At 55.8% G+C, this 26047-nt stretch carries 19 protein-coding genes; 2 read left to right on the forward strand and 17 right to left on the reverse strand.

Going from position 1 to position 26047, the window contains the following annotated elements; translation table 11 throughout:
- The first annotated feature begins 487 nt into the window (after nt 1–487).
- Nucleotides 488–2500, forward strand: coding sequence for a polysaccharide biosynthesis protein (locus tag ACFOEV_RS17885; protein WP_386776240.1), 2013 nt, complete (start codon nt 488–490; stop codon nt 2498–2500).
- Between the two features lie 35 nt (nt 2501–2535).
- Nucleotides 2536–3822, forward strand: coding sequence for a Vi polysaccharide biosynthesis UDP-N-acetylglucosamine C-6 dehydrogenase TviB (gene tviB / locus ACFOEV_RS17890; protein WP_386776241.1), 1287 nt, complete (start codon nt 2536–2538; stop codon nt 3820–3822).
- Nucleotides 3823–3993: 171 nt separating this feature from the next.
- Here the strand turns inward: tviB and ACFOEV_RS17895 are convergent, their stop codons facing one another.
- The 17 genes from ACFOEV_RS17895 to ACFOEV_RS17975 all read right to left on the reverse strand — a co-directional run bounded on the left by ACFOEV_RS17895 (nt 3994) and on the right by ACFOEV_RS17975 (nt 26047).
- The gene (locus ACFOEV_RS17895) at nt 3994–5052 is read right to left on the reverse strand and encodes a hypothetical protein (protein WP_386776242.1); all 1059 of its coding nucleotides are present in this window, start codon (nt 5050–5052) and stop codon (nt 3994–3996) included.
- 34 nt (nt 5053–5086) lie between these two features.
- Entirely contained in the window at nt 5087–6319 is a 1233-nt protein-coding gene (locus ACFOEV_RS17900) for a PqqD family protein (protein WP_386776243.1), read from the reverse strand.
- Nucleotides 6320–6793: 474 nt separating this feature from the next.
- Nucleotides 6794–8770 (reverse strand): asparagine synthetase B family protein, encoded by a 1977-nt coding sequence (locus tag ACFOEV_RS17905; protein ID WP_386776244.1) that lies wholly within the window; start codon nt 8768–8770, stop codon nt 6794–6796.
- Complete coding sequence (locus ACFOEV_RS17910; protein ID WP_386776245.1) at nt 8770–10590, reverse strand: ABC transporter ATP-binding protein; 1821 nt, start codon at nt 10588–10590, stop codon at nt 8770–8772. The genes ACFOEV_RS17905 and ACFOEV_RS17910 overlap by 1 nt, the downstream gene beginning before the upstream one ends.
- Before the next feature lie 22 nt (nt 10591–10612).
- On the reverse strand, nt 10613–11815 hold the full coding sequence (locus ACFOEV_RS17915) for a nucleotidyltransferase family protein (RefSeq protein WP_386776246.1): 1203 nt from the start codon (nt 11813–11815) through the stop codon (nt 10613–10615).
- Between the two features lie 41 nt (nt 11816–11856).
- Nucleotides 11857–12336 (reverse strand): lasso peptide biosynthesis B2 protein, encoded by a 480-nt coding sequence (locus ACFOEV_RS17920; protein ID WP_386776247.1) that lies wholly within the window; start codon nt 12334–12336, stop codon nt 11857–11859.
- Nucleotides 12337–12338: 2 nt separating this feature from the next.
- Nucleotides 12339–12677 (reverse strand): PqqD family peptide modification chaperone, encoded by a 339-nt coding sequence (locus tag ACFOEV_RS17925; RefSeq protein ID WP_386776248.1) that lies wholly within the window; start codon nt 12675–12677, stop codon nt 12339–12341.
- A gap of 1399 nt (nt 12678–14076) precedes the next feature.
- Nucleotides 14077–16011: an asparagine synthetase B family protein gene (locus ACFOEV_RS17930; protein WP_386776249.1), complete on the reverse strand. Its 1935-nt coding sequence runs from the start codon at nt 16009–16011 to the stop codon at nt 14077–14079.
- On the reverse strand, nt 16008–17702 hold the full coding sequence (locus tag ACFOEV_RS17935; protein ID WP_386776250.1) for a cobaltochelatase CobT-related protein: 1695 nt from the start codon (nt 17700–17702) through the stop codon (nt 16008–16010). The genes ACFOEV_RS17930 and ACFOEV_RS17935 overlap by 4 nt, the downstream gene beginning before the upstream one ends.
- Complete coding sequence (locus ACFOEV_RS17940; RefSeq protein WP_386776251.1) at nt 17683–18660, reverse strand: AAA family ATPase; 978 nt, start codon at nt 18658–18660, stop codon at nt 17683–17685. The genes ACFOEV_RS17935 and ACFOEV_RS17940 overlap by 20 nt, the downstream gene beginning before the upstream one ends.
- A complete protein-coding gene (locus ACFOEV_RS17945; protein WP_386776252.1) occupies nt 18657–19610 on the reverse strand; it encodes a hypothetical protein in 954 nt (317 codons plus the stop codon). Before ACFOEV_RS17945 ends, ACFOEV_RS17940 begins: the two co-directional genes overlap by 4 nt.
- A 141-nt stretch (nt 19611–19751) precedes the next feature.
- Nucleotides 19752–20837, reverse strand: a complete 1086-nt coding sequence (gene galE, locus ACFOEV_RS17950) for a UDP-glucose 4-epimerase GalE (protein WP_386776253.1) — start codon at nt 20835–20837, stop codon at nt 19752–19754.
- Between the two features lie 51 nt (nt 20838–20888).
- On the reverse strand, nt 20889–22421 hold the full coding sequence (locus ACFOEV_RS17955) for a hypothetical protein (RefSeq protein ID WP_386776254.1): 1533 nt from the start codon (nt 22419–22421) through the stop codon (nt 20889–20891).
- Between the two features lie 11 nt (nt 22422–22432).
- On the reverse strand, nt 22433–23440 hold the full coding sequence (locus ACFOEV_RS17960; RefSeq protein WP_386776255.1) for a D-2-hydroxyacid dehydrogenase: 1008 nt from the start codon (nt 23438–23440) through the stop codon (nt 22433–22435).
- The gene (locus ACFOEV_RS17965) at nt 23437–24273 is read right to left on the reverse strand and encodes a hypothetical protein (protein WP_386776256.1); all 837 of its coding nucleotides are present in this window, start codon (nt 24271–24273) and stop codon (nt 23437–23439) included. The genes ACFOEV_RS17960 and ACFOEV_RS17965 overlap by 4 nt, the downstream gene beginning before the upstream one ends.
- Nucleotides 24270–24938, reverse strand: a complete 669-nt coding sequence (locus ACFOEV_RS17970) for a sugar transferase (RefSeq protein WP_386776257.1) — start codon at nt 24936–24938, stop codon at nt 24270–24272. The genes ACFOEV_RS17965 and ACFOEV_RS17970 overlap by 4 nt, the downstream gene beginning before the upstream one ends.
- A complete protein-coding gene (locus tag ACFOEV_RS17975; RefSeq protein ID WP_386776258.1) occupies nt 24935–26047 on the reverse strand; it encodes a glycosyltransferase family 4 protein in 1113 nt (370 codons plus the stop codon). The genes ACFOEV_RS17970 and ACFOEV_RS17975 overlap by 4 nt, the downstream gene beginning before the upstream one ends.

The following is a 26047-nucleotide window of genomic DNA, read 5'->3' on the forward strand; positions in this document are numbered from 1 at the left end:
GCTTTTATTACCTCAGATGAGTACCACCTATCCAACGTTTTGCTTATGGAATCCAGCCCAGCAATGAAATGGAGCAAACCCAAAATAAGGAAAAGCGATCAGGCGTGAAAACGAGATTTTTCACACAATAGCTTGATTCAATATTTCATTCTCTTGTCTTTCTCTATCACTGCATTCTTAAGTATGACTTTTACCATCACTTGAAGAAACACACTTCATCACTCACATCACTCATTGCCCTGATCCCTTCCCCAAGCAATCCATTAGAAAAATCAACTTGGGAGAGCCGAGGTTTTATCTTAGCCTTATAGGGTGATTAACATTGAGTTACCAATAAAAAAATTGAAATTCAATATCATAGAAGCACATCACTAGCCCAACATCCATGACATACCTGACTAAAATTGGTCTGCCATGATATAGGCAAAAATACCACATGGAAAAATTCTAATTCTTTTAGGCGGGGAAATAATAAAGGGATGTTGTAATGATCCAAACAATGGAACAGTTATTCCGTTTGCCACGTCGGCAAAAGCGGGTCATTCAAGTACTGGTTGATGTCGTTCTGTTAGCGGGAAGTTTCCTGGGCGCCATGATGCTGCGGCTGGATAACTGGTCGCCAATCTTCGAATGGGAGACATGGCTTTCGCTGCTCGTGACGATTCCCTTCAGCGTGATGGTTTTCAAGTGGTTGGGCTTCTATCGTGCTGTCATACGGTATATCAACCTCAAGGCCCTGCAAGCGATCGTGGCCGGTATCCTGGTATCTGCGGTAGCTCTCGGTGTGACCAGTCACCTAGTAGACTTGGGCCTTCCGCTCACCGTACCGTTCATCTATGCCATGCTGGGGCTGCTGACAGTTGGCGGAGTACGCTTTTTTCTTCGCGGCTTGTATCTGCGTAGTCTGATGCGCCACAAGATGCGCGTGGTGATCTATGGTGCCGGTTCGGCTGGCTCACAACTGGTCACCTCGTTGAGCCACGGCAATGAGTATGCCCCCATCGGCTTCATCGACGACTGGCGCGGCATGTATGGCACCCTGGTCGAAGGTTTGAAAGTTTACTCACCCAGCGAACTACCACAGTTGATCGAGAATTATGGTGTCGAACGTATTCTTCTGGCGATCCCAAGTGCGACACGATCCCGCCGCCGAGAGATTCTGAAGTCACTGGAAAACCTACCGATTCCGGTACAGACAGTACCGGCAATGGATGATGTGGTCGCAGGACGCGCCCGTATCAATGAGATCCGTGATGTTGCCATTGAAGATCTGCTAGGACGTGACCCTGTCCCCTCCCTCCCGAACCTCCTGGATGCCAATATACGTAACAAGGTGGTGATGGTCACTGGTGCAGGCGGCTCGATTGGTTCGGAGCTATGTCGACAAATCGTCATGCAACAGCCTCGCCAATTGCTGTTACTGGAGATCTGTGAATATGCGCTATATCGCATCGAGAGTGAACTGCAGCAACTCGTAGCGTCACAAGATTTACAGATATCGATCAAGGCATTGCTAGGCTCTGTGCAGCAACGCACACAAATGGATGCCTTGATGCGTATCTTCCAGGTGCAAACCATTTACCATGCAGCTGCCTACAAGCATGTGCCCATGGTCGAGCACAATGTCGTGGAAGGCATTCGCAACAATGTCTATGGCACTCTGGAAACGGCGCGCGCGGCAATCGATTGTGGCGTGGAAACCTTTGTTCTCGTCTCCACGGACAAAGCGGTCCGCCCGACCAACGTAATGGGCACCACCAAACGTCTGGCGGAACTGATCTGTCAGGCATTGGCCCACCACCAGCAAACCACACGCTTCTGTATGGTGCGTTTCGGTAATGTGCTGGGCTCCTCCGGCTCGGTGGTGCCGTTATTCCACCAGCAGATCAAGGCGGGCGGGCCAATCACTGTGACGCACCCGGAAATCACCCGCTACTTCATGACCATTCCCGAAGCCGCCCAGCTGGTAATCCAGGCCGGTGCCATGGGCCGCGGAGGGGATGTCTTCGTGCTCGACATGGGCGAACCGGTAAAGATCGCCGAGTTAGCTCGCCAGATGATTCGCCTGTCGGGACTCGAGATGATTACCGAAGATAATCCTGGTGGTGATATTGCCATAACCTATAGCGGCCTTCGTCCCGGGGAGAAGCTCTACGAAGAACTCCTGATCGGGGAGAACGTGACCCAAACCGCTCACCCCAGAATCATGACTGCCAACGAAACGTTCTGGCAATGGCCGCAGCTTAATGCCTATCTACAGCAACTTTATATGGCCGTGTCCAACGCTCAGCACGAATGGATCCGTCAGCTATTGCAGCAAGCACCGACCGCCTATCGCCCGGAAGGCCCGATCGCTGACCTGGTATGGAAGGAGTGCGACGTTCCAGCTGTCAGAGTCGTCAAGCCGCTCCGTCACAGCCCGACTGAACAGGCGGCCAATCACGCTGACTTGCTAAAGGTCTCCACCGTCTCGCTGGCTAAGGGTGGCACCCACTCGTGATCCCTTTCACCTGGTTGTTGCGAGGAAACCGAAATATGGATATGACGCTCGATCTGGAAAAGGTTCACGTGGCAATCATCGGCCTGGGCTATGTCGGGCTCCCGTTGGCAGTGGAGTTCGGCAAGCAGATGCCAACCCTTGGATTCGATATCAATGGCCAGCGTATTGCTCAACTCCACGATGCCATTGATGTGACCCGAGAGGTGGAGCAAGACCAGCTTCGACAGGCGAACCAGTTGAGTTTCAGCAGTGAACTCGAGGCGTTACGTCAATGCAATGTGTATATCGTGACGGTTCCCACACCGATCGACCATCAGCATTGCCCTGACCTGACGCCCTTGATCAAGGCCAGCGAGACCGTCGGGCAGGTCATTTCCAAGGGCGATGTGGTCATCTATGAGTCGACCGTGTACCCCGGCGCTACCGAGGAGGAGTGCATCCCGGTCATCGAGCGGATTTCCGGCTTGACCTATAACCTCGACTTCTTCGCCGGTTATAGCCCCGAGCGCATCAACCCGGGTGACAAGGAACATCGTGTCACCACCATTCGCAAGGTGACCTCGGGCTCGACCCCAGAAGTAGCCGATTTCGTCGATAAACTCTACGCATCGGTCATCACCGCCGGCACCTTCAAGGCCAGCTCCATCCGCGTCGCCGAAGCGGCCAAGGTCATCGAAAACACCCAGCGCGACGTGAATATCGCCCTGATCAACGAGCTGGCGATGATCTTCAACCGTCTGCACATCGATACCGAGGAAGTGCTGCAGGCGGCCGGCACCAAGTGGAACTTCCTGCCCTTCCGTCCTGGCCTGGTGGGCGGCCACTGCATCGGTGTCGACCCCTATTACCTCACCCACAAGGCTCAGCAGGTCGGCTACCACCCGGAAGTCATCCTCTCCGGTCGGCGCATCAACGACGGCATGGGTGCCTATGTGGCTGGCCAACTGGTCAAGCAGATGATCAAGCGGCGCATTCACGCGCAAGGCTCGCGGGTGCTGATACTGGGTCTGACCTTCAAGGAGAACTGTCCTGATCTGCGCAACACTCGGGTGATCGACATCATCCATGAACTGGCCGACTTCAATGTCAGCGTGGATGTCTACGACCCCCATGCCAATATCGACGATGCAGTGCTTCAATACGGCGTCCGGCTGGTGGATCAACCGCAGGACGGAGCCTATGACGCCGTCATCCTTGCCGTTGCCCACCGCGAATTCCGTGACCTTGGCATCACCCGCATACGCGCCTGGGGCAAGCCCGAGCACGTGCTCTACGATCTCAAGTACATGTTGGGTAATGGAGACGCGGATTTACGACTCTAATGATGGAGGAATCCCGAGGGTTAAGCTTTGTCTGAAAAGTCGTCGAGCGATGATCAGACAAGGCAAAAATCAGCGAAAAGACGGGGTTTACGGGGTGTAAATGAGTACTTTGAGCTGATTTTTAACGCCGTATGATCGAGCGCAGGCAGTTTTCAGACAAAGCGTAGGGTTTCACCTCGCCATAGCGGCTGCCGACATAGCGTGTGATGGCAAGTTAAGGTCAGTGAGTATAGCGGCGTGAACCTGCGGCAATAGTTCGTATCCCGAGGAATAGCGCAGTCGCTTCACCGGCACGTTTTGTGTGATCTTGGCCAACCGGTGAAACCGGCTAGCGCGCAAGCCTCCCACTTCAGCACCATTATCGTCCCCACGATAGAAGCCATTGTTGCTGCCGTGACCGTCAAGGACCTCGGCAAGAAAAGCGTGTCGGACAAGCTGGATAAGCGCTTCCCCTGCAGCGACTGGCGCTAACCGTACCCCGGCCTCATGATCGACGACGGCGTCGCGTACACGACGTTCCAGTAAATAGATTCGGGCGACCGGAAGCGCCACTGTGGCAACCTGCCCCACCTGTTGGGCGGGAACACTCAGTTTGCTGAAAGCGGGATGCACCAATGGAAAGCCATCGGCGTGTCCGGCAAAGCGCAGAGCCTGCTCGGGGGTAAGCTTCAGCTGCGGGAACCCGTGTCGGCAAGCGACCGTCCCGCTTCGCTCTTCGAGTGCCGCAATATCATCGGCAAGCAGCGGAAAGCCCGCTTCGACCATGGAAGCCACCAACGTGCTCTTGCCGCCAGTGCGGTCCGCGGCGAACAGCACCGCCCGGTTGTCGATAGCAACCGCACCGGCGTGAATGGCCGCTATGCCGGAGAGTTCCAGGTAATAAGACAAGACATGCCCCAGCAAACAGATCTCGACCATGTAATCGAGCCTGAGGTCATACAGCTGGCAGGTGATCTCACCTGGGTTAATCAAGAAGTCAGCTACACGTGGAAAACGCATGAGGTAGCCGGATGACATCGCATATAGCTGCACCACGCTTTCGCCGTAGCGGTTCTTTTCCGGACTCAGGTAGAGACAGTCATCAGCCGACAGGCTGCGGCCATGGGTAGCAAGCACACAGCTAAAGCGCAGCTCCGTCTCCTCCTCGAGCGGCGCAGGGGTCATGGGCGAACGGAAGCGGTAATCGGTTTCCAGGCAGAGACCGTAGATGCGGTATCGGTGTTGTTTCATGCCACCACGGTTCCCTCGCGGACAGTGATTTATGTTAACGACGTGTCAGGATACCGTTATTCTCAAGATCCGAGACGAATGCGGCCAGGTCATGCCGAAGCGTTGCCGGCTCAACGTCGTAGCGCAGGAGAAGCGCCGCCTCCGCGGCGTCGAGTGTGCCCTGCTCGAGCACACAGCGCCACATGTCTGCCGCCGTGCCCTCGAGCCGAAAACACGGGGTGGTCTGGGACGTGCCTTCCGGCATGCGCGCAACCGCGATTTCCGAATCGATCTGGGTCCACAATACACGGTCTGCGGCACGAAGGGGGCCGGGACCATCAGCCACGAAAGTTAACCCATCATACCCCCCTTCATCCGCACGCTCCGGATTCGCCGCAGAATAACGCTGCTTGAGACTGAGGTGGGGCGGTATCAAGTTCCAACTGGCCTCGTATTGCTCGGTTTCGGTGTTCCAGTATTTCGTTTGCGGCTCGCACCAAGAAAACGCGATATGCTCCGGAATGCCATCCCAGTAACCGTATCTACCCATGCGTTCTCGCTGAGTGGCACACCACCGGGAATAGCCTTCACCGAATCGTTCAGGAGCAAAGTCATACAGATCTTCTGCACTGATACAGGCTTCAACTCTCGGCTCCGCTTCCTCGATTGCACGACAAAGCTCAGCAGGTGCAAACAGCGGGCAAAAGATAACTCTCGCGTCGTCAATTTTTCCCAGGAATTGCCGAAAGCGAACGCCGGACAAGGCACAGTCATCTACTATCACCAACGCCTCGAAGTCTGGACCACCCTCTGACCTTCCAGTAACCAGCTGTTCAGGCCGCAGGTCAAGCATATACGAAAGCATGCCGAGAACAATCCACCCACCACGGGGAATGGCTGTAAATCGGAAATGCATGAGTGCTTCTTTTCCAAAGCGCATCATCAGCATTTTGGCCAAATTGTCGGCGGCAGCCTCGGCGGCAAAGTAATCAATATACCGATGACGATCGGCAAAACGATGAAGCAGGGTCGACAGGTCATACAGTCGTTCACGCTCATCACGGCTAAAGTTACCGAACACAGCAAGCAGAGGGGCTGGATGAACTCGACCTACCAAACACGCAGAATCCATTTTCGTCCATAGCGGGTTAGTCGATATAGCCTTGGCCAATGACATCAGGGCAAAACGCTCATCATCGTGACGCGTCATCGATAGATAGGAATCAAGAACGCCGCCTCGCCCATCAATGAGCAAAGCGGCGTCAAGTGAAACAAGAAAGGATCGCAAGGCCAATTCACTTATAATTATTGTTTATAATTCATCCTCAAGTGCCAAGCCCAGGATTATCTTCATGACCTGGTGGATTGATGCTACCCCCTCTAATATCGTTACCGGGGTTGGTGAAACCTACCTTTGTGATATCCGAAACACTACCCCAAGCCTTACACTGCGGTGCAGTATATGGCTTGCGGATGGGCTGCTCATCCATTTTCATCTTGATCACCTCAGCATTCGTGCTGCAACAGCGCTGTTAAGTTGAAACTAACTCAACACGGCCCACATTAGAAATTGTGCTACATAAGAGAGAAAAAAACAACATGGATATAGTGCCTAGTCAAGTACTAGAAAAACAATGCAAGAAATACAGCGAGAATGAAAAGAAAACCCGTGGATAGTATGAATCGCACAGTCATCCATGATGCCAAAGATCATGCTAGAAAGTAAGGAAAAATATGTCGCTGAAAATTATTTCATCAAAAACTACGACTGGCACCAGTATTTCTTTAACCACTTTTCAAGAGAAATAATTGACCATATATCAAAGTAAGAAATCTTACCTCTAACAAAATCATCAAACTTCTCCTGGAGCAAAAATTCATCAATATAGCCACGCTCTTTGCAGCAACTATTCGTGATAAGCTGCATCACCTTTTCGTAAGCTTGATTACGAAGCGCCTCTTCATACAAAGGAGATGGAGATGTCTTGCGAGCAGAGCTGATGGCATCATCAGGCATTATTTCTTGCATCGCCCTTCTCGCGATACGTTTAGGCTCAGTGGCTCGGTTTACATAGTGCTGGGGACAGGCAAGGATAAACTCAGCAATACGACGATCGCTCCAAGGGTCACTGTACTCAACGCCGTGTTTTGCACACTCTCTTTCATTATAAATCAAGCCGCGCGTGAGAAATGGTGCGAAAATGCAAATATAGCGCTGCCTGGTAGCAGCTTGTTTCCAAGCCGCAGCTGCAGCATACACAGGATCTTGCGACGGCAATTTCACCCGATCCAGAAAACTATTGCGCACATACAAGCCGATCCTACCACCGGGTCCTGCTCTAACCCGAAGAGCATGAATGCCGTCTTTCCTCGTTGCTAGCAATCTCAACCACAGGACTTTACGCCGGCACTTGCTGATGACTCGTGGAGGTACAACGCTAGCAATCGTTGGGCGTAAAACGTAACGTGACACGCTAGATATCCTTGATTGCCCATGGATGCGAGATAATAGCAATAACTCACGGTATGCTTGGGAAACAAGCCCTGCACCCAGCATGCCCGGAACATCGTTCAAGAAATTACCGCAGATCATGTCGCCCCGATCACCGTAGAACATTACGGTGGCTCGGTCAGCGGCAGCAGCAGATAGGCCTCTGGAGACAAACGCCTGATACATCATCATAAATGGGTCATCTTCATCAGGCTCATGAGCAGCATCATCAACCAGAGGTCTGGTTTCCTCAGCGGGTATTTCATGGATCGGGATGCCATAGCGCTCTGCCATGCGGTAGCTATTCTCGCGCTCATCGCATTCGGAAAATTCGTTGAATGCCCAGCTGTAGGCGCGTATTTCAGAGGCGCTTTCCCCTCGTTCACCCAGCCAGCCGGCAACCGTGGCGATCGTACCGGAATCTATCCCTCCACTCAGGCTCACTCCCACTCGATTCCGTGCACGTAGCCGGCAGCGCATGGCGTCAACAATCAGCTCGCGAAAGTGTTCTGCGTATTCGCGCTCATCCCGATAGCGAATTCGCTTGTCAGGATCAGGTTGCCACACGGTACGTTGGCGAACGTGCCCCAGCATGTCGATGAGCACTTCCTCGCCCGGCTTGACCTCTTCGATACCTTCATAAAATACGCAACCGGGAGGCGTCTGCATGCCGGCGAGGTGCCAAGCGACTGCTTGCTCATTGAGGCGTCGCGAAGCGTTGTTGGCGGCCAGAATCTGCTTGACCTCGGTAGCGAACAAAACACGCCCGTGCTCAACACGGTAATAGAGCGAGCGCATGCCCATGGCATCTCGCGACAGGCGAAGTTCGAGACGTCCTGCATCCCACAGTGCGTAAGCGTAATCACCGATCAGGTGTCCGGGTCTACGTTCGCCATCATCAAGTAATGCACCAAGCATCAACTCGGCATCAGTGGGTAACGCACCATCTCGTGATTTTCCACCGGCAATGACTGCAGCTTGTGAGTCCCACTGTTGGCACTCATCGCGATTGTCCAGACGTGCGTCAGCCGCGAGCACCACTCTGCCACGGCGTGCCACCACAGGGCGACACGCACCGGTCCCATCACCAGTTGGGTCCATCGAGAGACACGCCAAGCCGACCCCAGCCTGGTAGTGATAATGAATGCCATGTGGCCCGCGATGGGCGACTCTAGCGGCCATACGCTCAACTTCAGCGCGATCGACGGGCGAGCCATCGAATTTGATGATGCCACACAGGCCGCTCATCAGGCCTCGACCTTCCGGTAGTGATAGGCCTGCCGACTGAACAGTTCGCAATACATGCCTTGTTGCCGTATCAATTCGTCATGCGTTCCCGCTTCACGAATCACCCCCTGATCCAGCACATAGATGTAATCCGCCATGCGTACCGTCGACAGCCGGTGGCTGATCACCAAGGCGGCGCGGTGGTCGATGCGTTCGCGAAAGTTTTCGAACAGCTCGAACTCGGCCCCTGGGTCAAGGGCGCTGGTCGGCTCGTCGAGGATGATCACGTTGGAACGGTGCATGAAGGCTCTTGCCAGGGCGATTTTCTGCCACTGACCGATGCTGATCTCCTGACCATTGTCGAACATGCGAGTCAAGGGAGTATCGTAACCAGCCGCAAGCCCCTGAATGAAAGGGTCGGCACCTGCCTTGATCGCGGCCTCCTCGACCGACGGTGTATCGACGGGCTGACGAATATCCCCGAAACGGATATTTTCCCGCACCGTGGCCGCATAACGCCCATAGTCCTGGAAGATCACACTGAACACTCGACGATACTCCTCCAGGCCGTACTCGCGAATGTCCACGCCATCCAGGGTGATCCGACCCGACGTCGGGTCATAGAGCCGACAGAGCAACTTGATCAGCGACGTCTTGCCGGATCCATTGGCGCCGACCAAGGCGACGATCTGCCCAGGGCGAATACTCAAGTCGATATTGCGCAATACCATTTTGTCGGTGCCGGGATAGTGGAACCCTACCTGCTCGAAACGAATGCCCTCCCGTGGCTGAGCCGGCACCGACACCGGGCATTCCGGTTCGGCAATTGCCGGACGAATATCGAGAAACTCGAACAGCAGCCCCACATACAGGTGATCCTCGTAGAACTTGGCAATCTCCTGCACCAGTTCCTGACCCATGGACTGGGCACGCTGGAAGATCAGCAGAAACAGCACCAGGTCGCCGACGCTATTGTTCCCTTCCGCTGTCTGCCAGGCCAGGTACGCCAAGGCGCTGAAGAAGGCAATCGTGGAGATGCTCCCCACGGCCAGCTCGACCCGGGTTCGCCGCTGGGTAATGCGCATGCGCTCGCGCCGAATCAAACCGCGTAGATCGGCATAGCTTTGGCGCAGATAGTCGCCCAACTGGTTGAGGCGCAGCTCCTTGGCATGGATATCGGAGGTCATCAGCCAGTCAAGATAGCTGGCGCGTCGCTCCATCTGGGTACGCTGGCGCTGCCATTCATAGAGGTAGCGGGTAAAGTGAATACGAACCAGCAGCGCCGGCACGATGGCAATCAGCAGCACCGGTAGCAACAGCCAATTGATGGTGATGATCAGCACCACGATGGCCGCCAACATCAGGCTGTTCTTGATCAACATCATCAGGTTGCCAACGACCTGAGCCGGACGCTGGTTCCCGGTCTGCCGAGCCCGTTGCAGGGTATCGAAATAGCGTGGGCTTTCGTAGAAGGCCAAGTCGGCGCGTACTGCGCGCGAGTGTATTTCCTGGTCGACATGGTCGGCCACCAGTAGCCCCTGCGCCTCCCTCGCCAAACTCGACATGGCGCGGGTGGCCAGAAAGGCCAGCGTACAGCCTCCGGTCAAGGCCACGTACCATAACACCGGTCCCACGCCTTCGACGGCCGCATCGCTGCCGAGCAACTCGGTGACCACATCCACCAGTTGCTTGAGCAGATACAGCACGGCCATACCAAAGGCCACCTCCAACGCCATCAGCACGGTGCTCAGCAGCGTCCACTTGCGGCTGCTTTGCCACAGCAGTGGCAGAATGCGGCGCAGGGTAAGCAGCGGAGCAAGAATCTTGTCGGCCTGGATCATAAGTTCTCGCGTAATAGAGGGGTTATTTAGCGGTGGAATTGGGAGTCATCCGCGCGAATAGCTCTCGAAACGGCCGAGTGACACGATAGAGCCATTGCCAGCGCGGCGGCAGCGGCCAGCTCTTGTAATCGGCATAGCTGGGACGAAATAGCCGAAGCCAGCCCAACGTCTGCCATCGCAGCCAATGGGTTGTTCTAGCCTGCCAGGCAAAGGAGAAGTCCGGGGTGGCCTTTTTCTTATGCATTTCGAGCTCCTTCGCCAGCCCACCTTGAAGCGCCGCCAGACTGGCCTCGAGCAGTTCGCCGGCATGTCCGGAGTTCGGCTGATACCGCCATGGCTCAGGAGCCGACATTGCCCGATAGAAATCCAGACATGCTTCTACCGTCGCTGTCAGGTTGCGCCGCGCAGCGTAGGCACGCACCGCATCCAGGTCGAACGTTGGATGACGCTGAATGGCATCGAGGTCCACCAGCCAGTGCAGGTGCGACCAGAAGTGCTTGGTATGATGCAGGCAAATGTAGACGAACAACTCCGCCGTCGGCATGACGGATATCTCGGCCTCGCCTAGCCTCATTGGCTCAGCACTGGCGAGCAGCTCATCCGTGTCGTAGATCGTACCGGTATTGTCGATACGCTGATGAAACTCGATCGCGACGCCCTGCGGCGATAGCAGGGTTATGACCCCCTGCACACGCGCCAGAAAGGCCAGGCTGGTACGATCCGTTCGTGGCTGCTTCGGATCATGCGGGATATACCCATGACCCAAGGCGGCTTCGAGCAATTCGACCATTCGCTTGTGGGGCACCAGGACGTCAATATCGCGTGAAAAGCGCATCGCCGGTTCGTCATAGTAGCGCGCCGCCAAGGCCGGCCCCTTGAAGAAAAGATGGCGCATGTTCAAGGGAAGCAACAACTCCTTGACCAGCTTCCGCTGCGCGGTGATCACAAACATGTTGTGCTGAACCGCGGCCATACACTGGTGCTTCATGATATCCAACTGCTGTGATGACAGGGTTTCAGGAGCAAGTCGACGCAGATGTCGATACACCAGCGGCAACACGAAACGCTGCTGAGCTTGGCGGGAGACTTGCGACCAATCATCAATCCGCTGGCAAAGTGTCAGGGCGGCCTTTTCCTGCATCTCGGAAAGCTCCAGCCGGGAAAGCAGGACCAGAAGCTGTAGAGAAGGGGCCATCAAGGAAGCAGATTTGGATATGATAGGCATTGAAAAGCAATCCTTTCTCGTCACGGCAAATTGCCTGATCGCTACGTGTCGGCCAGTTGTGGCGAAACGAAGCAGCTGACTACCGTATAGTGGCCAAAGCTTGTGCCTCCCGTGACGGACACCCGCCCGGCAGCGACCCATGCGTGGGCCTTGAACTCTCCCGTGTCAGGATCACGCTTCAGCCCGAAATACAGGGCATAGGGGATGCGATAGAAGCTCAATAACAGGCGTGCGGCGACCGCTTGCGGGAAGCAGTTGGAGGTCCAGGGTGTGTAACGGGCAGCCAACCGAATGACTCGACCAATCTTCAGGGCACGGGCTTCCTGAGAGGGAGCCAGCAAGGGAACCCAAGGCGTAACACCAACCGCACTACCTAGATACGGTGCCAAGCGACGGAAGGAAACCGTGAAGATCACCACCTTGCTGAGGCCGAGGAGACACCAGACCGGAACAAACCAGAGCCGAGCAAAGTACGATTGGCGTGTGAAGCTGATGGCCTTACGCTGAAACGTGCTCAGCATACCTACTGCTTGACAACCGAGACGAGGCCGAGCTGGAGCAGTTCCTCGACGAAGGACTGCATATCGGCCAGGCAAGTGTCTTCATCCGTATCATACTCGGCACAAATCACCCGGGCGATGTCCACCACGGCGATCGGTGAGGCGAGGAGTTCCCAGGCACGGGAACCGACACCGGTGATCCCGTAGTACTCCCCCTGCTCGATGCTCATCATCACCACATCGCCATCGATGTTCGCTGCGACCAGATCCGGGTTGCGGGTGACAAGTGAGGTAGAAATTATAGTAGACATTGTAAATATATCGCCATTATTATCAGGCAAACTTCCCATCACCATCAGCATGGGAAACTTGCCTAAATACCATTAGTTAGAGGCTAATCGGTTGCCGGAAGAAACTAATGCTCGCGTACAACACAGGAAAGCATGCTGTACGCGAGCTTTGCCACAATGCTACAACCAAGCTCAGGATGGTTCTGTCGGGTTCGGGAAAGCGTTGTCGGCAGTGATTGCGTCATCGGAATTCGTCTGCATCTCGCTGGCTGTAATGGCAGCCGATGAGCCCAGTCGCAGCACGACAGGAGGAGCATACTCGCCCTTCCCCCCTCTACCTTTCAACTCACGCATAGTCATTCTCCTTGTTGCGATTATTGGCAGCACTCCAGACTACCAGCATTATTACACCCACGACTCACGCATCATCCATTATCTATTACACTTACCTCCCTGCAATCCACTAATTGCTTCTACAGCATAGCGCATAAAAACACCCAGCAACAAACCACGGAGCAACTTGAGACGATTGGTTTTCTCGATCCCTTCTCCAATCTTCCCGGCGGGCGCAACCGTCTCGCAAGAAAGATAAAACCATAGTAATTATGGAAAATGGTATCGAAATTGTCAGACAAGCCTATCTGTCACTTTTAATGCGAAAACAATACCACGGCACCATGGATAGAAACCAGCCTTGTGGCTTGAGCATAATGGACACAGGTCGCCCTATCGCATCGATGTCTGCAACACCAGGCAGGAGACACGCTAAAGTATTAATGTCTTGATCAACCGGGATTGAAAATAAGGCTTGCGTGCGTATGACCATCATGCGCACGCAAGCATTAATAAAATGCAACTCAAGATGGACTTGTCGGATTCGGGAAAGCATTGTCCGGACTGATAGCATCATCAGAGTTCATTTGCTCTTGGCCAGTCGTCATGGCAGTCGATGAGCCCAGTCGCATCACGACCGGAAGCGTATATTCGCCCTTTCTCCCCGAATTATTCAATTCTCGCATAGTCGTTCTCCTTTCTTGTGGGCCACAGGGACACTCAAGGCGATAAATTCCCGCGTTCCCTGGGCTCCTTAAGCCGGCTGATTACCAGCTTTCCAACACCTTCTTGCTCACGTGCAGCACACAGCCATCGTGCTGCACGTGAGCATTTCTATACGAAACTCCGACTAAACAATGTTGCTTAGGATGGACTGGTTACACTTTGAGCGGTGTCCGGGTTTTCCCCGTCATCGGAATTCATTTCCGCCCCGGCCGCTGTAATGTCAGCCGATGACCCCAGTTGCAACACGGCGGGAGGAACATACTCGCCCTTCCCCCCTGCATGCTTCAACTCTCGCATGGGAATTCTCCTTATTTATGGCAGTTTTTTAAGGGCACTTCTAGTTACCAGCATTACTGCATTTACTACTCAAGTATTATTATTGTTATCTAACTACAGACAACTTCCCTGCAAACTACTCGTTACCTTCGTCAGCATAGCGGATAAAAGCACCTACAGACAAACCACGCAACAACTTGAGTCGATAAGTTTTCTCGATCTCCAAACTTCCCCAGCCGGAGTCGGGCCATTCTTCCAACGCTTGCCCCAGCGCTTCCAAGTCCAGGTAGTCCCCGGCGTTGCCGTGGGCCATCAGTTGAGCCAACTCCTCGCGTAGGCGGGGCAGCGCTTGGCCCGTATCCTCGTACCAATCCGCAGCCTGTAAACCACGGGTGCGCGCGTGCAAGATCTCGGCCGGCAAGACATCGCCCATGAGTCGCCGAAGCAACCACCGCGACTGTCCCTCACGTAGGTACTGGGAATCCGGCACGGCGAGGCAGAATTCGATCAGATACCGATCGGCGGTGGGGTCGCGCAACTCCAATCCCCACGGATTGACGGCGGAATAATAGTCGCCATTGTCGAAGCGATTGAGGCCCGCAATACGCATGCGTCGGCCGTCCGCCCAAGGCCGGTAGCTGAGATCCCAACCCGCTTTCTTGGCGCGTTCGCGGGTGCGCATGCGTGCCATGAAGGCGGGATGGATGGCCGAATGGGCGGTAAGGTCCCAGTCCCTGCCTCGATACCTTTCAAACGCCGTCCAAAGTGCGACCGGCGTATAGGCGGCCAGGGAGTATTTCAGCAGTCGGCGCCACCGGACCTTCAAACGGCGATTCAGGGCTCGGTTTTCCCGCCACCATGTGAGCCACTCCCCGCGCCCGAGTAGTGCCGGGAGATACGGCGCACCGTCGTAGGAAATGGTCATGTTGCCCATCGTGGCGCTAAGCAAGACCTTGGCGCCGCGCCGAGCGGCGTCGGCACGGATGGCATTGACCCAGACCATGTTGCAGGGATTGAAAGGGGCCCGGTCCATGGTTTCGGTGTCTTCTCGAAGGCTATCGATCGGTGAGGTGCCATCGGTGCGTATAAGGATATGCTCGATATTGGCAAAGCGTGCCGCCAGCGCCCGCGCGCCAGGCTCTTCGTCGGCATGACGGCCTCGCGGCACGGGCCCGCTGAATCCCTTGCGGGGAACGGCGGTGTACGCCAGCAACGGTGCGTTACGTTCCGCCAGTTGTCGAGCGGCAACGGCCGTCACGGTGGAGCTGTCGAAACCGGAGCTCAAGTGAGTGGCGACCGGGCCGATGGCTCGCAGGCGGCAAGCCACCGCCCGCTCCAGTTGCTCTCTGAAGGCCTCCAGGTAATCATCGTCGTTGGGCAGGAGGATTTCGCGCTCCGCGTCGAAGCGGTGATAGCGGTGTGTGGTGACCCGCTCGCCCTCGAGCACCAGCGTGTGGCCCGGTTCCACCCTGTAGATGTCCTTGAAAAACGATTCCGGCCCCGTCATCGGCAACAGACACAGGTAATCGTGCAGTCGTTCCTCGCACAAGGCCTTGGTGATGCCGGGGATGGCGAACAGGGCCTTGGGCATGGTCGCGAACGCAAAGCTCCCGGGCTGCTGGTGCCAGAATAGCGGCCGTGTTCCCAACGGATCACGAGCCAGCCAGAGCCGACGCCGGGACGCCTGCCAGCAAGCCAGGGCAAAATCGCCCAGCAGGTGCTCGGCGGCCTGGGTATCCCAGCGCAGGCAGGCGCGTAGGACAAGGTCGCTGTCGGCCATCAGTGCCGTTTCCGCAGCGGGCAAGTCTAGCGCTCGGGCGATCTCATCTCGGTTGTCCAGCCGCCCATCGAAGACCAGGGTAATGCCACTAGCGGCATCGACCAGCGGCTGATGATCGAGGCGGTCCTCCGGCGTTGTGCGCAACAGCGTACGCAACAACGTGGCGGAGCCTTGGTACCAGTGGTTCTGGGCATCCTGTCCGTAGGGTGTCAACAGCGTTTGCATGCGCTCCAACGTGGTCCGATCCACCGGGCGGCCATCCGAGCGGATGATTCCTGCAATCGCACTCATCTCATGTTCCCGTCAGGTTGAGCCCGGGTGAGAAGATCCCCCAGGCGCTCGAACAAGACTTCTGCGACTGCCTCGGGACGACGTACGGTCATGGCATGACGATAGAAGCGGCCCACATCCTGACCGGTACCGATAGCCACCAGATGGATGGGGCTGGACTCGACCTCGGCAATCACCGCGCGCAGGTGGTTGTCCAGGAATTCGCGGCCGTTGGCGCGCACCGTGTCCTCGTCATGGGGAGCGCCATCCGAGAGAACCACCAGCACCTTGCGCGCCTGGGGCATGCGCATCAGGCGCCGTGCCGCCCAGTACAAGGCTTCGCCATCGATGTTTTCGTGGCCGAAGCCCTCACGCAGCAAGAGGCCCAACTGGGGGCGCGCGCGGCGCCAGGGCTGCTCGGCGGTCTTGTACAGGATATGCCGCAGGGCATTGAGTCGCCCCGGCGAATTGCGACAACCTGCCTTGCGCCAACGTTGGCTTACCGGATTGTCAGCGCTGAAGCGGGTGGTATAACCGAGCACTTCGCAACGCACCTGACAGGTCTCCAGGGTGTGTACCGCAAGATCGATGGCCAAGGCTGCCATATGCCGACGTATTCCACGCATGGAACCGGACTGATCGACCAGCAGGGTCACGCAAGCCTCGGGGACCGGCGCTTCATTTTCGATACGGAAAACCCTATGGTTCGGTTTCGTTCCGACCAGACGCGCCAGTCTTCGACTGTCCAGGCGTCCCTCCTCCTGATCGAAGGACCAATGCCGCAGTCGAGCGGCCAGCAACTGCCGCTGCAGGCGATGCGCGAGTTGCCGGACTCGCTGGCGATCAAGGGTGTTCAGAGCCTTGAGTGCTGCCGCATCGTCGGGGCGATACCAGCGAGTGGCGAGGTGCTCTTCGTCCCAGTCACGGGTGAATACGGTGTAGTCAGGAAAAGCCTTGGTGAAAACAGGATCTTGACGTTGGCCACCGGGGCGCTCGATATCGGCATCCGGGTGTTCCTCGTCCGAGCTCGAGTCGGCATCCGGCATGGCGTCGTCGGAAGGCGCTGAATTCTGCGCCGGATCGTCTCGAGAGCCATGTCCATGGAAACCCACCAATACCCGTATCAGGGGGTGCAACATCTCGGCGAAGCGCCCCCCATCGGTCAACACGCTTCTTGCCGCTTTTAGACCTTCGATAATCTCGGCATCGGTCAGTGGCTTCGACATGGCTTCCCGAGTCACTGGAGCCGGCTGCCACGACAAGCGCCATCCTTTCAGCGAAGGTCGTGGCAACATCCTTTTCTTGGGTTCCTCCTCTCGTACCAGGATGGCGGTGCCAATGTCGGCCTGGCCATCGAAGATGCGCCGAGCGGCCCGGTAGAGACGTGCCATCCCGGGATCAGCCGGCAGCAGTGCCTCCAGGTAGCCGAGATTGCGCGCCATGCCCGGCAGATGCTCACTGGCCATGGTCTCTACCCGGGCTCGCTCCAGCACGGCATACCAAGGCCATTCGATATCGGTGAAGCGTAGGTCTTCTCTCGGCTCGTGCCAGCGCTGCCAAGCGGCCTGCGCATCCGATTCCCTGCGATTCCTCACGGAGAATGGTGCAATCGGCTCATGGAAGCGGGTCAACGGGCGATCCCGACCGTAGGTCCGGCACCAGGCCTCCACCAATCCCTGGATCCGCGGGGGCTCAATAGAAGTCCGAGACATAGGAACTCTGGATCAATTCAACATCGAGACAGCGTTGGAAGAACTCGGCCACCAGAGGGCGCTCCGTCTCGTCACAACGGTTCAGAAACGCCAGACGAAAAGCTTCTGCGGGATCGTTCAGCAGACCGATATTCTCGCCCCAGGTGATCAGGGTGCGCAGGGATACGAGTGAGGACAGGTCGCCCTGCCCATAGGCTTGGCGGCAGAGCCCGGCCAGTGCCACCATGCTTTTGCTCCGCTCGGCGTCCAGATTCGGCAACCGGGCCTGGAGGATCGCCTGCTCCTGTGCGGCGGGCATGTAACCGAGTTCCACCACGACATGCCAACGGTCCATTTGTGCCTGGTTCAGGGCCTGGGTACCGGCATAAAGACCCGATGCGTCGCCCTGACCGGCAGTGTTGGCGGTCGCGAATAGCCGAAAGGCGGGATGCGGTGTCAATACGCGGTTCTGGTCGAGCAGAGTCAGCCGACCTTGGGATTCGAGAAGCCGCTGGATGACGAACATGACATCTGGACGCCCCGCGTCATATTCATCGAACACGAGGGCAACAGGACGCTCCAAAGCCCACACCAGAATGCCGGGGACAAACTCCGTAACCTGCTGCCCATCGCGAAGCACCACCATATCGCGGCCAATCAGATCGGCCCGGGTAATATGTCCATCCAGGTTCACGCGCACACAAGGCCAGTTCAGCCGCGCTGCGACCTGCTCGATATGCGAGGACTTTCCGCTGCCGTGGGGACCGTGGACGTAAACCCGTCGGTTGTGCGCGAACCCCATCAGGATGGCCCGAACGACATCCGGCACAAACCGAAAGGCAGGATCCGGCTCCGGGACATGGGTCTTCGCCAGGCTGAAAGCGGGAACAGGCCAAGGGACAGCCAATCCAAACGCTTGTTCGGTATCGCAAAGAATGTCCGGGATCGACATGGTTTCAGTCTTGACGGCTTCAGTCATGATAAAGAGGTTCCCTCTATATGCCGCAACAGGGGCTCGATACTGGTATCCATCTCATCGAGCGACCATGGCCGACGAAAGCGGTAAACTTCGATCCGGTCTGCCAACCGGGCACTCTCCCGCAACAACCGTGCCGGGCCATTGAACTCCTTGCCCAGTTCCGGGCGGTAAAGCGACGCCATTACCACCTGGAAGGCCGCCACCCCCGTAACCGGCTCAAGGCATGCGGTTTCACCCTCCTCCGCCCGTTCCAGAAGTACCAGCGCGCGTAGTGGCTGTGGGTCAGCCTGGAAGCCCTTCTGCAGCATGAGGTGGTATTTGTCGGCACGCGTCAGGTCACGCACCAGACCTTGCCGGTCGATATCCAGCGCGGCCAAGGCATCCTTCCAAAGCTTGAGTCGCGCGGGACCAGGGTAGAGGTTCGGCTGCTCATCTTCCGGCTTGATCACCGCCACATCGTCGCTGACTATTGGCCAACCGAAGGTGTAGTGTAGCCAGGCGCCAAGGGTGGATTTGCCCGCCCCCGAATGGCCAGTGAAGGCCCACACCCCGGAAGGCGTTTGCAGTGCACTGACATGCAGCGGCAAGCAATGCCGCTGATGCAGCAGTATCCCCAGTGCGGCGCCCAACAGATATAACCGCACATCCCCGGCCACCGGCAGGCGGCCCTCTTTACGCGGTACGCGGCGATCCACCAGGATACGCCGCCCCTGTTCGATCCGATAACGGGCAATCCCCTCGACCAGCAACTGGCAACGTTCCTCAGCAACCTGTACCCAGGGGCCATTGAAACTTGCATCTTCCATCACTTCAGACACGTCAGGGGTCAGGATGTCGATATCGGGCTCGGAACAGTTCGGTGTTGCGGAAAGCTCCGGCAGCTCCAACTGTGAGGATAACTGCAGACCATAGGTGTGGTAGTAGTATCGATGGGGTACCGAGTCAGACACCCCGCGACGTTCGTGATGTTCGGTTTTCGCCGCGGCGATCGATATGTATTTTTCCCGATGCATACTCAAGAACCGTCCCTATTCGAGTTGGTGTCAACTGGCATAGCCTGCAAATTGTCTGGAAGAGGCGCTGCCTCATGTTCACATGGGTGATGTGCCACTCTGTTCAAGGTGACCTTTATTGCTCGCCGCCCTTGGTGTCGAACCATCTGCAACTCCGCGATAGCCCTGAGGATTCTGGCGTTGCCAACGCCAGGTGTCGGCCATCATTTCATCGAGGCTGCGGCGGGCCTTCCAGTGGAGTTCCCTCTCGGCCTTGGTAGGGTCGGCCCAGAATGCAGCAAGATCACCTTCACGCCGGGAAGCGAAGCGGCGAGGAATCGGCTGGCCCGTGACCCGTTCGAACGCCTCCACCATCTGAAGTACGGAGTAACCGTGCCCCACTCCAAGGTTGTAAATATGGACACCGGGTGTGTCCAGACTGGCCAGTGCCTGCAAGTGCCCCTCCGCCAGGTCCATGACGTGTAGATAGTCACGCACGCAAGTACCGTCGGGAGTCGGATAATCATTGCCAAACACGGCAAGTTCTGGCCTTCGGCCCACCGCCACCTGGGCAATGAACGGCATCAGGTTATTGGGGATGTCCCTCGGGTCTTCGCCGATCAAGCCACTTTCATGGGCGCCCACGGGATTGAAATAGCGCAGTAATGCTATCGCCCACCCTCCATCGGATCGGCATAAATCCTCCAGCACCTGCTCCACCATCGCCTTGGAACTGCCGTAAGGGTTGGCAGTGGAGCCTCTCGGCATGCTTTCTTGATACGGCACGGCGGCGTCAGGACCATAGACGGTAGCGGACGAGCTGAAGACCAACCGGGTGACACCAGCTGCCTGCATCGCCTGGCACAACGCCAAGGTGCCATGCACATTGTTGTCATAATATTCAAGTGGCCGTTTAACACTTTCTCCTACCGCTTTAAGTCCAGCGAAGTGAATCACTGACGAAATTTCATAATCATGAAATAGCCGGTCCAGGCATCTCCGATCCCGGATATCTCCCTGAACGAAATCAATTAACTTCCCCGTTAACCTTTCCACTCTCCGAAGTGATTCAGGCGAAGAATTGACAAGATTATCGAGAACCACAACCTCATATCCCGCCTCAAGCAGTGAAAGCACCGTATGAGAGCCGATATAACCAGCTCCACCAGCCACAAGAATCGGCATGCAGTTTCTCAAGTTGAAGGATAATTTGGTACGGACAAACCCAGTCAGGCATCAGTCTGCAATCAAGGCTTGGTAAACTTTCAAGTAGTTCGCTTCAAGAGCTTCTCGAAACCATGCCTTCTTACCAAAATTCTTCACGATCGGTGTCTTTAAGACATTATCATCCAGCTTGGACATGAGCATCACGTGAAGAGAGTCATCTTTGCGATATTTCTCTGGCACTGAAAGCATAAGACCAAGCAGCTTCCTGTTGTTAAAAATAACCGTTGGATTGGTATAGTAGTCGGCATCCTGCAGCACAAGTGCCTGCCAAGTTCCGACGCGGACCTCCCAATAGTAGAAATCCAGCCAGTCATAGCCATATTCTTCTATTTCCCTGAAGCTTGAGCTCTCCATCCATGCTTCGAATTTCTCACGAATGAAATTATGCCACTCCCTGCTGAATGGAACGCGCTTATAGATCGGTACCATAGCATCAGCAGTGAGAGCCAATTCACCTATATGAAACTTTCTCTTTATGAAGCTCCTGGACACTTCCGAAATGCTCGAACGCACTTCAAAATTATCATGAGTGCCAAAATACTGTTGCCTAGCGAAGGTTTCCTGAACGTTTGGTACGCGGGTTTCACCCTGCAAATTGCGATAAAGTGAACTAAACTCTTCGGTCGGACACTTATCATCCAGCCATATCTCATTGAATTTAAAAGACAAGTTCTGGGACAAATTCTTGGTACAAAGCAAATCCCTGCCGGCATTTCCCTCGCCTGCGAAGGTGAAGAACTGAACTTCATCTCGCTTCTCCACTGCTGCGGCAAGTGTCATACGACTATCAATGCCACCACTCAAGGCACAGTGAATCGGCTTCCTGAACTTGGTCAGGCAGTCTACCGAGCTTAACAAAGCACGAGATACGTCACCGACAACTTCTTTAACACCACGTTCGCTTCTATATGAGCGAGGAAATAGGCGCTGGATTTTTATCTCGCCTTCCCGATGAATAAGTGAAAGGTTTGGGGTCAGCATTTTAACGCCTTCCACTTCTGTCAGGTCGGCCGGACAGTGCCTAATGCCAAGATGATAAAATCTTGTCTTGGAAATTTCGTTGACATCCGAACATGAAGGCAAGGCAAAAGCTTCTTTTATAAAGTAGGCATGAGAGCTAACAGCAACTTTTATTGACCCATGAGGGTCTAAAAAAGTCAAATAATTGACAGGCAAGGATGCGCAAGCATCGGGTAGTACCTCCAACATCCCATTGCCACTGCCGATAAGAGCAACGAACCTTCCACTGCATTCCGAAAATATATCGTAAAACCCATTCTTGGATTCAGAATACATTTCAACAAGATCCAAGACAGCATCTTCTGCCGACTTTCCTGAAAATGGGTTATAAATATGCCCAAGAACAATCACCTCAACGGCCATCTTGCCAGACTTGATGTAATACTTATCGAAAAAATTATGCTTAATCTCCAATCCAAAAGCTTTCATGGAACATGGAAATCTAACATTGAGTCTTTCAGGGATAACCTTTCCCTCAGGTAATGCAAGATAGCTGTTGAAAGGCATGATCGGAGCAGTCATAAAAGCTTTTTTCAGTAACCCAACTCGATACTTACGGGTGTCGTAAACGGCAGGCCTTGTTGCTGTGCTCGTAAGTTTTCGACAAAGACACCCAACGCCCTCTTCAGATAGAATGGCGTGGTGCCGGCAACATGTGGAGTGATCAAGATGTCATCACGCTTCCACAGCCGGGACTCCTTTGACAGTGCCCGTTGTTCGAACACATCCAAGGCAGCGCCTTGAAGGGTGCCGTTATCCAGTGCCCGCAACACGGCCTCCCCTTTCACCACACCGCCGCGGGAGATATCGACCAGCAGCGCGTGCGGCTTCAGCTTGGCGAGTAACTCGTCGTTGACCAGCCCTCGGGTGTCATCGGTAAGCGGCAAGCACACCACCAGGAAATCGGTGCGAGCAAGTTCTTCGCCAATGAGCGACCAGGGCACAACCCGGTCGACATGCTTCACCGGGCGCAGGTGACGTAGCGTGCCAACGACCCGCATATCGAAGGCTGTGGCACGAAGCGCCAGGCACTGGCCAATGTGCCCAAGCCCCAGCACGGTGAGCTGACAGCCGGTCAATTCGCCAAGCCAGGTACGCTGCCATTCGCCACGCCTGGTCTGATCGTGGAAGCGGCCGAACTGCTTGGTGAAGTAGAGAATGGCGCCGATGACGTACTCGCTTATCGGCGCGCCGTGTACGCCGCAGCTCTTGGTCATCAGGGTGTGCGTCTTATCGAAATCCATCTCCCAGATCTTTTCCACCCCGGCGGAGAGGAAGTGGATCCAGCGGTAGCCATCGAGCTTATGAAGCGCGTCCGGCAGCCAAGGCAGAGTAGGGGCAATCACGACATCGAACGCAACACCTTGAGGTACGCTTTCCACATCACCAGCGAAGACGATCTCAGCCTCCGGCAACGCGTCTTTCAACAGACTGGACACCAGCTCGCGCTGCTGTTCGAGCAGCTGACTCTTCTGCAAGTAGAGAATGTGCCTGATCGGGAATGGGGTATCCTGGGCGGTTGGAGCGCCTAGCTGGCTCATGCTAGCCTCCCTGACCTTCCCAGGCGAAAGGCACAGGCGGCCAGCTCTTTCTGGTTGGCTTGCAATGCAGCGCAATCGGCGTGGCGCCACTGGACTTCGGCTTCGCGCAACTTGGCAATCTCATCCGCAAAGTCGAGCTGTTCCATCAGTTCCGAGGAAGACACTGCCCCGCCGTGGAAGGTACGAGAAAGAATCACCCACTGCGATTCCAGGCGCACATATTCACCCAGTACGGTTTCCGCTGCCAGCTCACCGTGGCCGATACAGGCGATGCCACCGATACCCCAAGTCACCCCTTGCTGGTTGAGCAACTCAGCGCTGGGGTCCAGGAGCCGTGCCGCCATCGGTTCAAACAAAAAATTCAGCCCCATTCCCAGGGAAAGATCATTCAAGCCGATATGCACTTCGTCATGGCCCGGAGTGAGCAAGGGAAGCCAGTCGGGTAAGCGCACCAGCGCCTGAGGAGTTTCCGCCAGGAAGGTCGCTGGTACGCGGCCGCCGATGAGATCAAGAAAGGCCGCCACCTCGTCACGCGTGGTAAACATCGGCAGCATCAGACGTTGGGCTCCGTGATCCAGGACAGAATCGATCTCCAGTCGAGTGCCAGCGTACAGCGGGTTCAGGCGAACCATCAGCTCGGCCTGGTTCAGCACGCAGGCCACAGCAGCAATCTCTTCCAAACTGTGTACGACCATATGGGTATCCAAGTGGCCCTGGCGCTCCGCCTTGCCCCTCTCCTCCTGATCCATGAAGATGCGTGCCACGCCATGCTGCTCAATAAAGAGCGCTATCTCGGGACTGGCGGTAATCATCATATAATTGAGCTGACTCATTTCAGCGTCTCCTCGACGTCCTTATCATCAGGTGGATGGCCATTGAGGCGGTTGCGATAAGCGCGCCAGTTGAGCCCATCTCCACCATAGATACCTCTGCCCAGAAACACGACCCGGATGGTCTGCAGAACGATACCAAGATCGTAGAGGAAGCTACGTTTCTCCACGTACTCGGCATCGAAGGCCAACTGCTGCAACCAATCCAGGCTACGCCGACCACGCACCTGTGCGAGCCCGGTAACTCCCGGGCGTACCCAAAAGCGTTTCATGTAACCAGGTGGCACTACCTCCTTTTGTTCCATCAGTACCGGGCGCGGTCCCACCACGCTCATTTCGCCTTTGAGGATATTGAAGAGCTGAGGCAGCTCATCGAGACTCGTGGCGCGAAGAAATCTCCCGGCACAGGTGATGCGCAGATCTCGACCACAGCTAACCACTGGCTCCTTGTGTTGATCGATCGCTTCCGGGGCACGGTGAACCATGGTGCGAAACTTGAAGACCAGGAACGGCTGGCCATAAAGACCTGCGCGTTGCTGGCAAAAAAACACCGGCCCCTTGCTGTCCAGCTTGATCCACAACGCTATCACCAGCAGCAGCGGGAAAAGCACAATCAGCGCCGCAGCGCTGGAAAGCATATCGAAGAGCCGCTTCATCGCATCATTCATGCCAGCTCCATGGCCTCGAGGATCCCCTTGTTGACCTTGTGCACATCGTAGTAACGCTCTACCAGCTGCCTGGAGGCCTCGGCCATCCGCACAACCAGTGCGGGCTGTTCCAGGAAGAGCCGCATGGCATCTGCCAAAGGTGTGCTCTGACGCGGCTCCACGAGAAAGCCGTTCTCTCCTTCCACGACGGTTTCGCGACATCCTGGCGCATCGCTGGTGATGATGGCCCGTCCCATACTCATGGCTTCCAAGACCGAGCGAGGCGTGCCTTCGCGATAGGACGGCAGCACGAACACCGAGCACCGTTCGATCCAGGGCCGCACGTCCTTTACTCCGCCAACGAATTCCACCACCCCTTGCGCCTTCCAGCGCTCCAGGTCTTCTTGCGTACAGGAATGGGGCAATTCAGAATTAAGCGGCCCAACGGCAATAAAGCGTGCTTGAGGGAAATCGGTAGACACGGCACGCGCCGCTTCACAAAATTCGGCAATGCCCTTCTCTATGAGCAGCCGTCCAATGAACAGAAAGACCGGCGGCCCTTCTGGTAGCGGCTTGCGAGCAAAGTGTTGCATATCGACGCCGGAGCCATAGGTGCGAACGGATTTCTCCGGGTGACGCAAGATACCGCGGTCGATGAATTCCTGGCGATCATCCGGGTTCTGAAAGAACACCTTGCGGTTGCATGCCAAGCCGGCGAGGTACAGCACCGAGATGATCCGCCGCAGCCGGCGTGTCTTGGCGCTGTCCGTAGTGAATACATGACCCAGTCCGGTAATCATCGAATAGATACGCGGGACACCTGCAGATTTCGCCGCTAGGCTGCCATACACCACCGGCTTGACGGTATAGCCAAACACTACCTTCGGCTTTACCTGCATGATCAGCTTGCGAAGGCTGAGCAGGGTTTGTAGATCATGCAATGGATTGACGCCGGTGCGTCCCATATTTATAGGGTGAATCTGTATACCAAGATCCTCCACTTCTGTCAGGTAGTCTGCCGTGGGTACGGCAGCAGCAACCAACAAGCCGGCAGCCAGCATATCGCGTATCAGATCGCCACGATTGGCAACCAGTGAACGAGCATTTCCGGCAATAATCAAAACATCCAT

This window comes from Litchfieldella rifensis (assembly GCF_042646605.1).
GTDB lineage: Bacteria > Pseudomonadota > Gammaproteobacteria > Pseudomonadales > Halomonadaceae > Litchfieldella > Litchfieldella rifensis.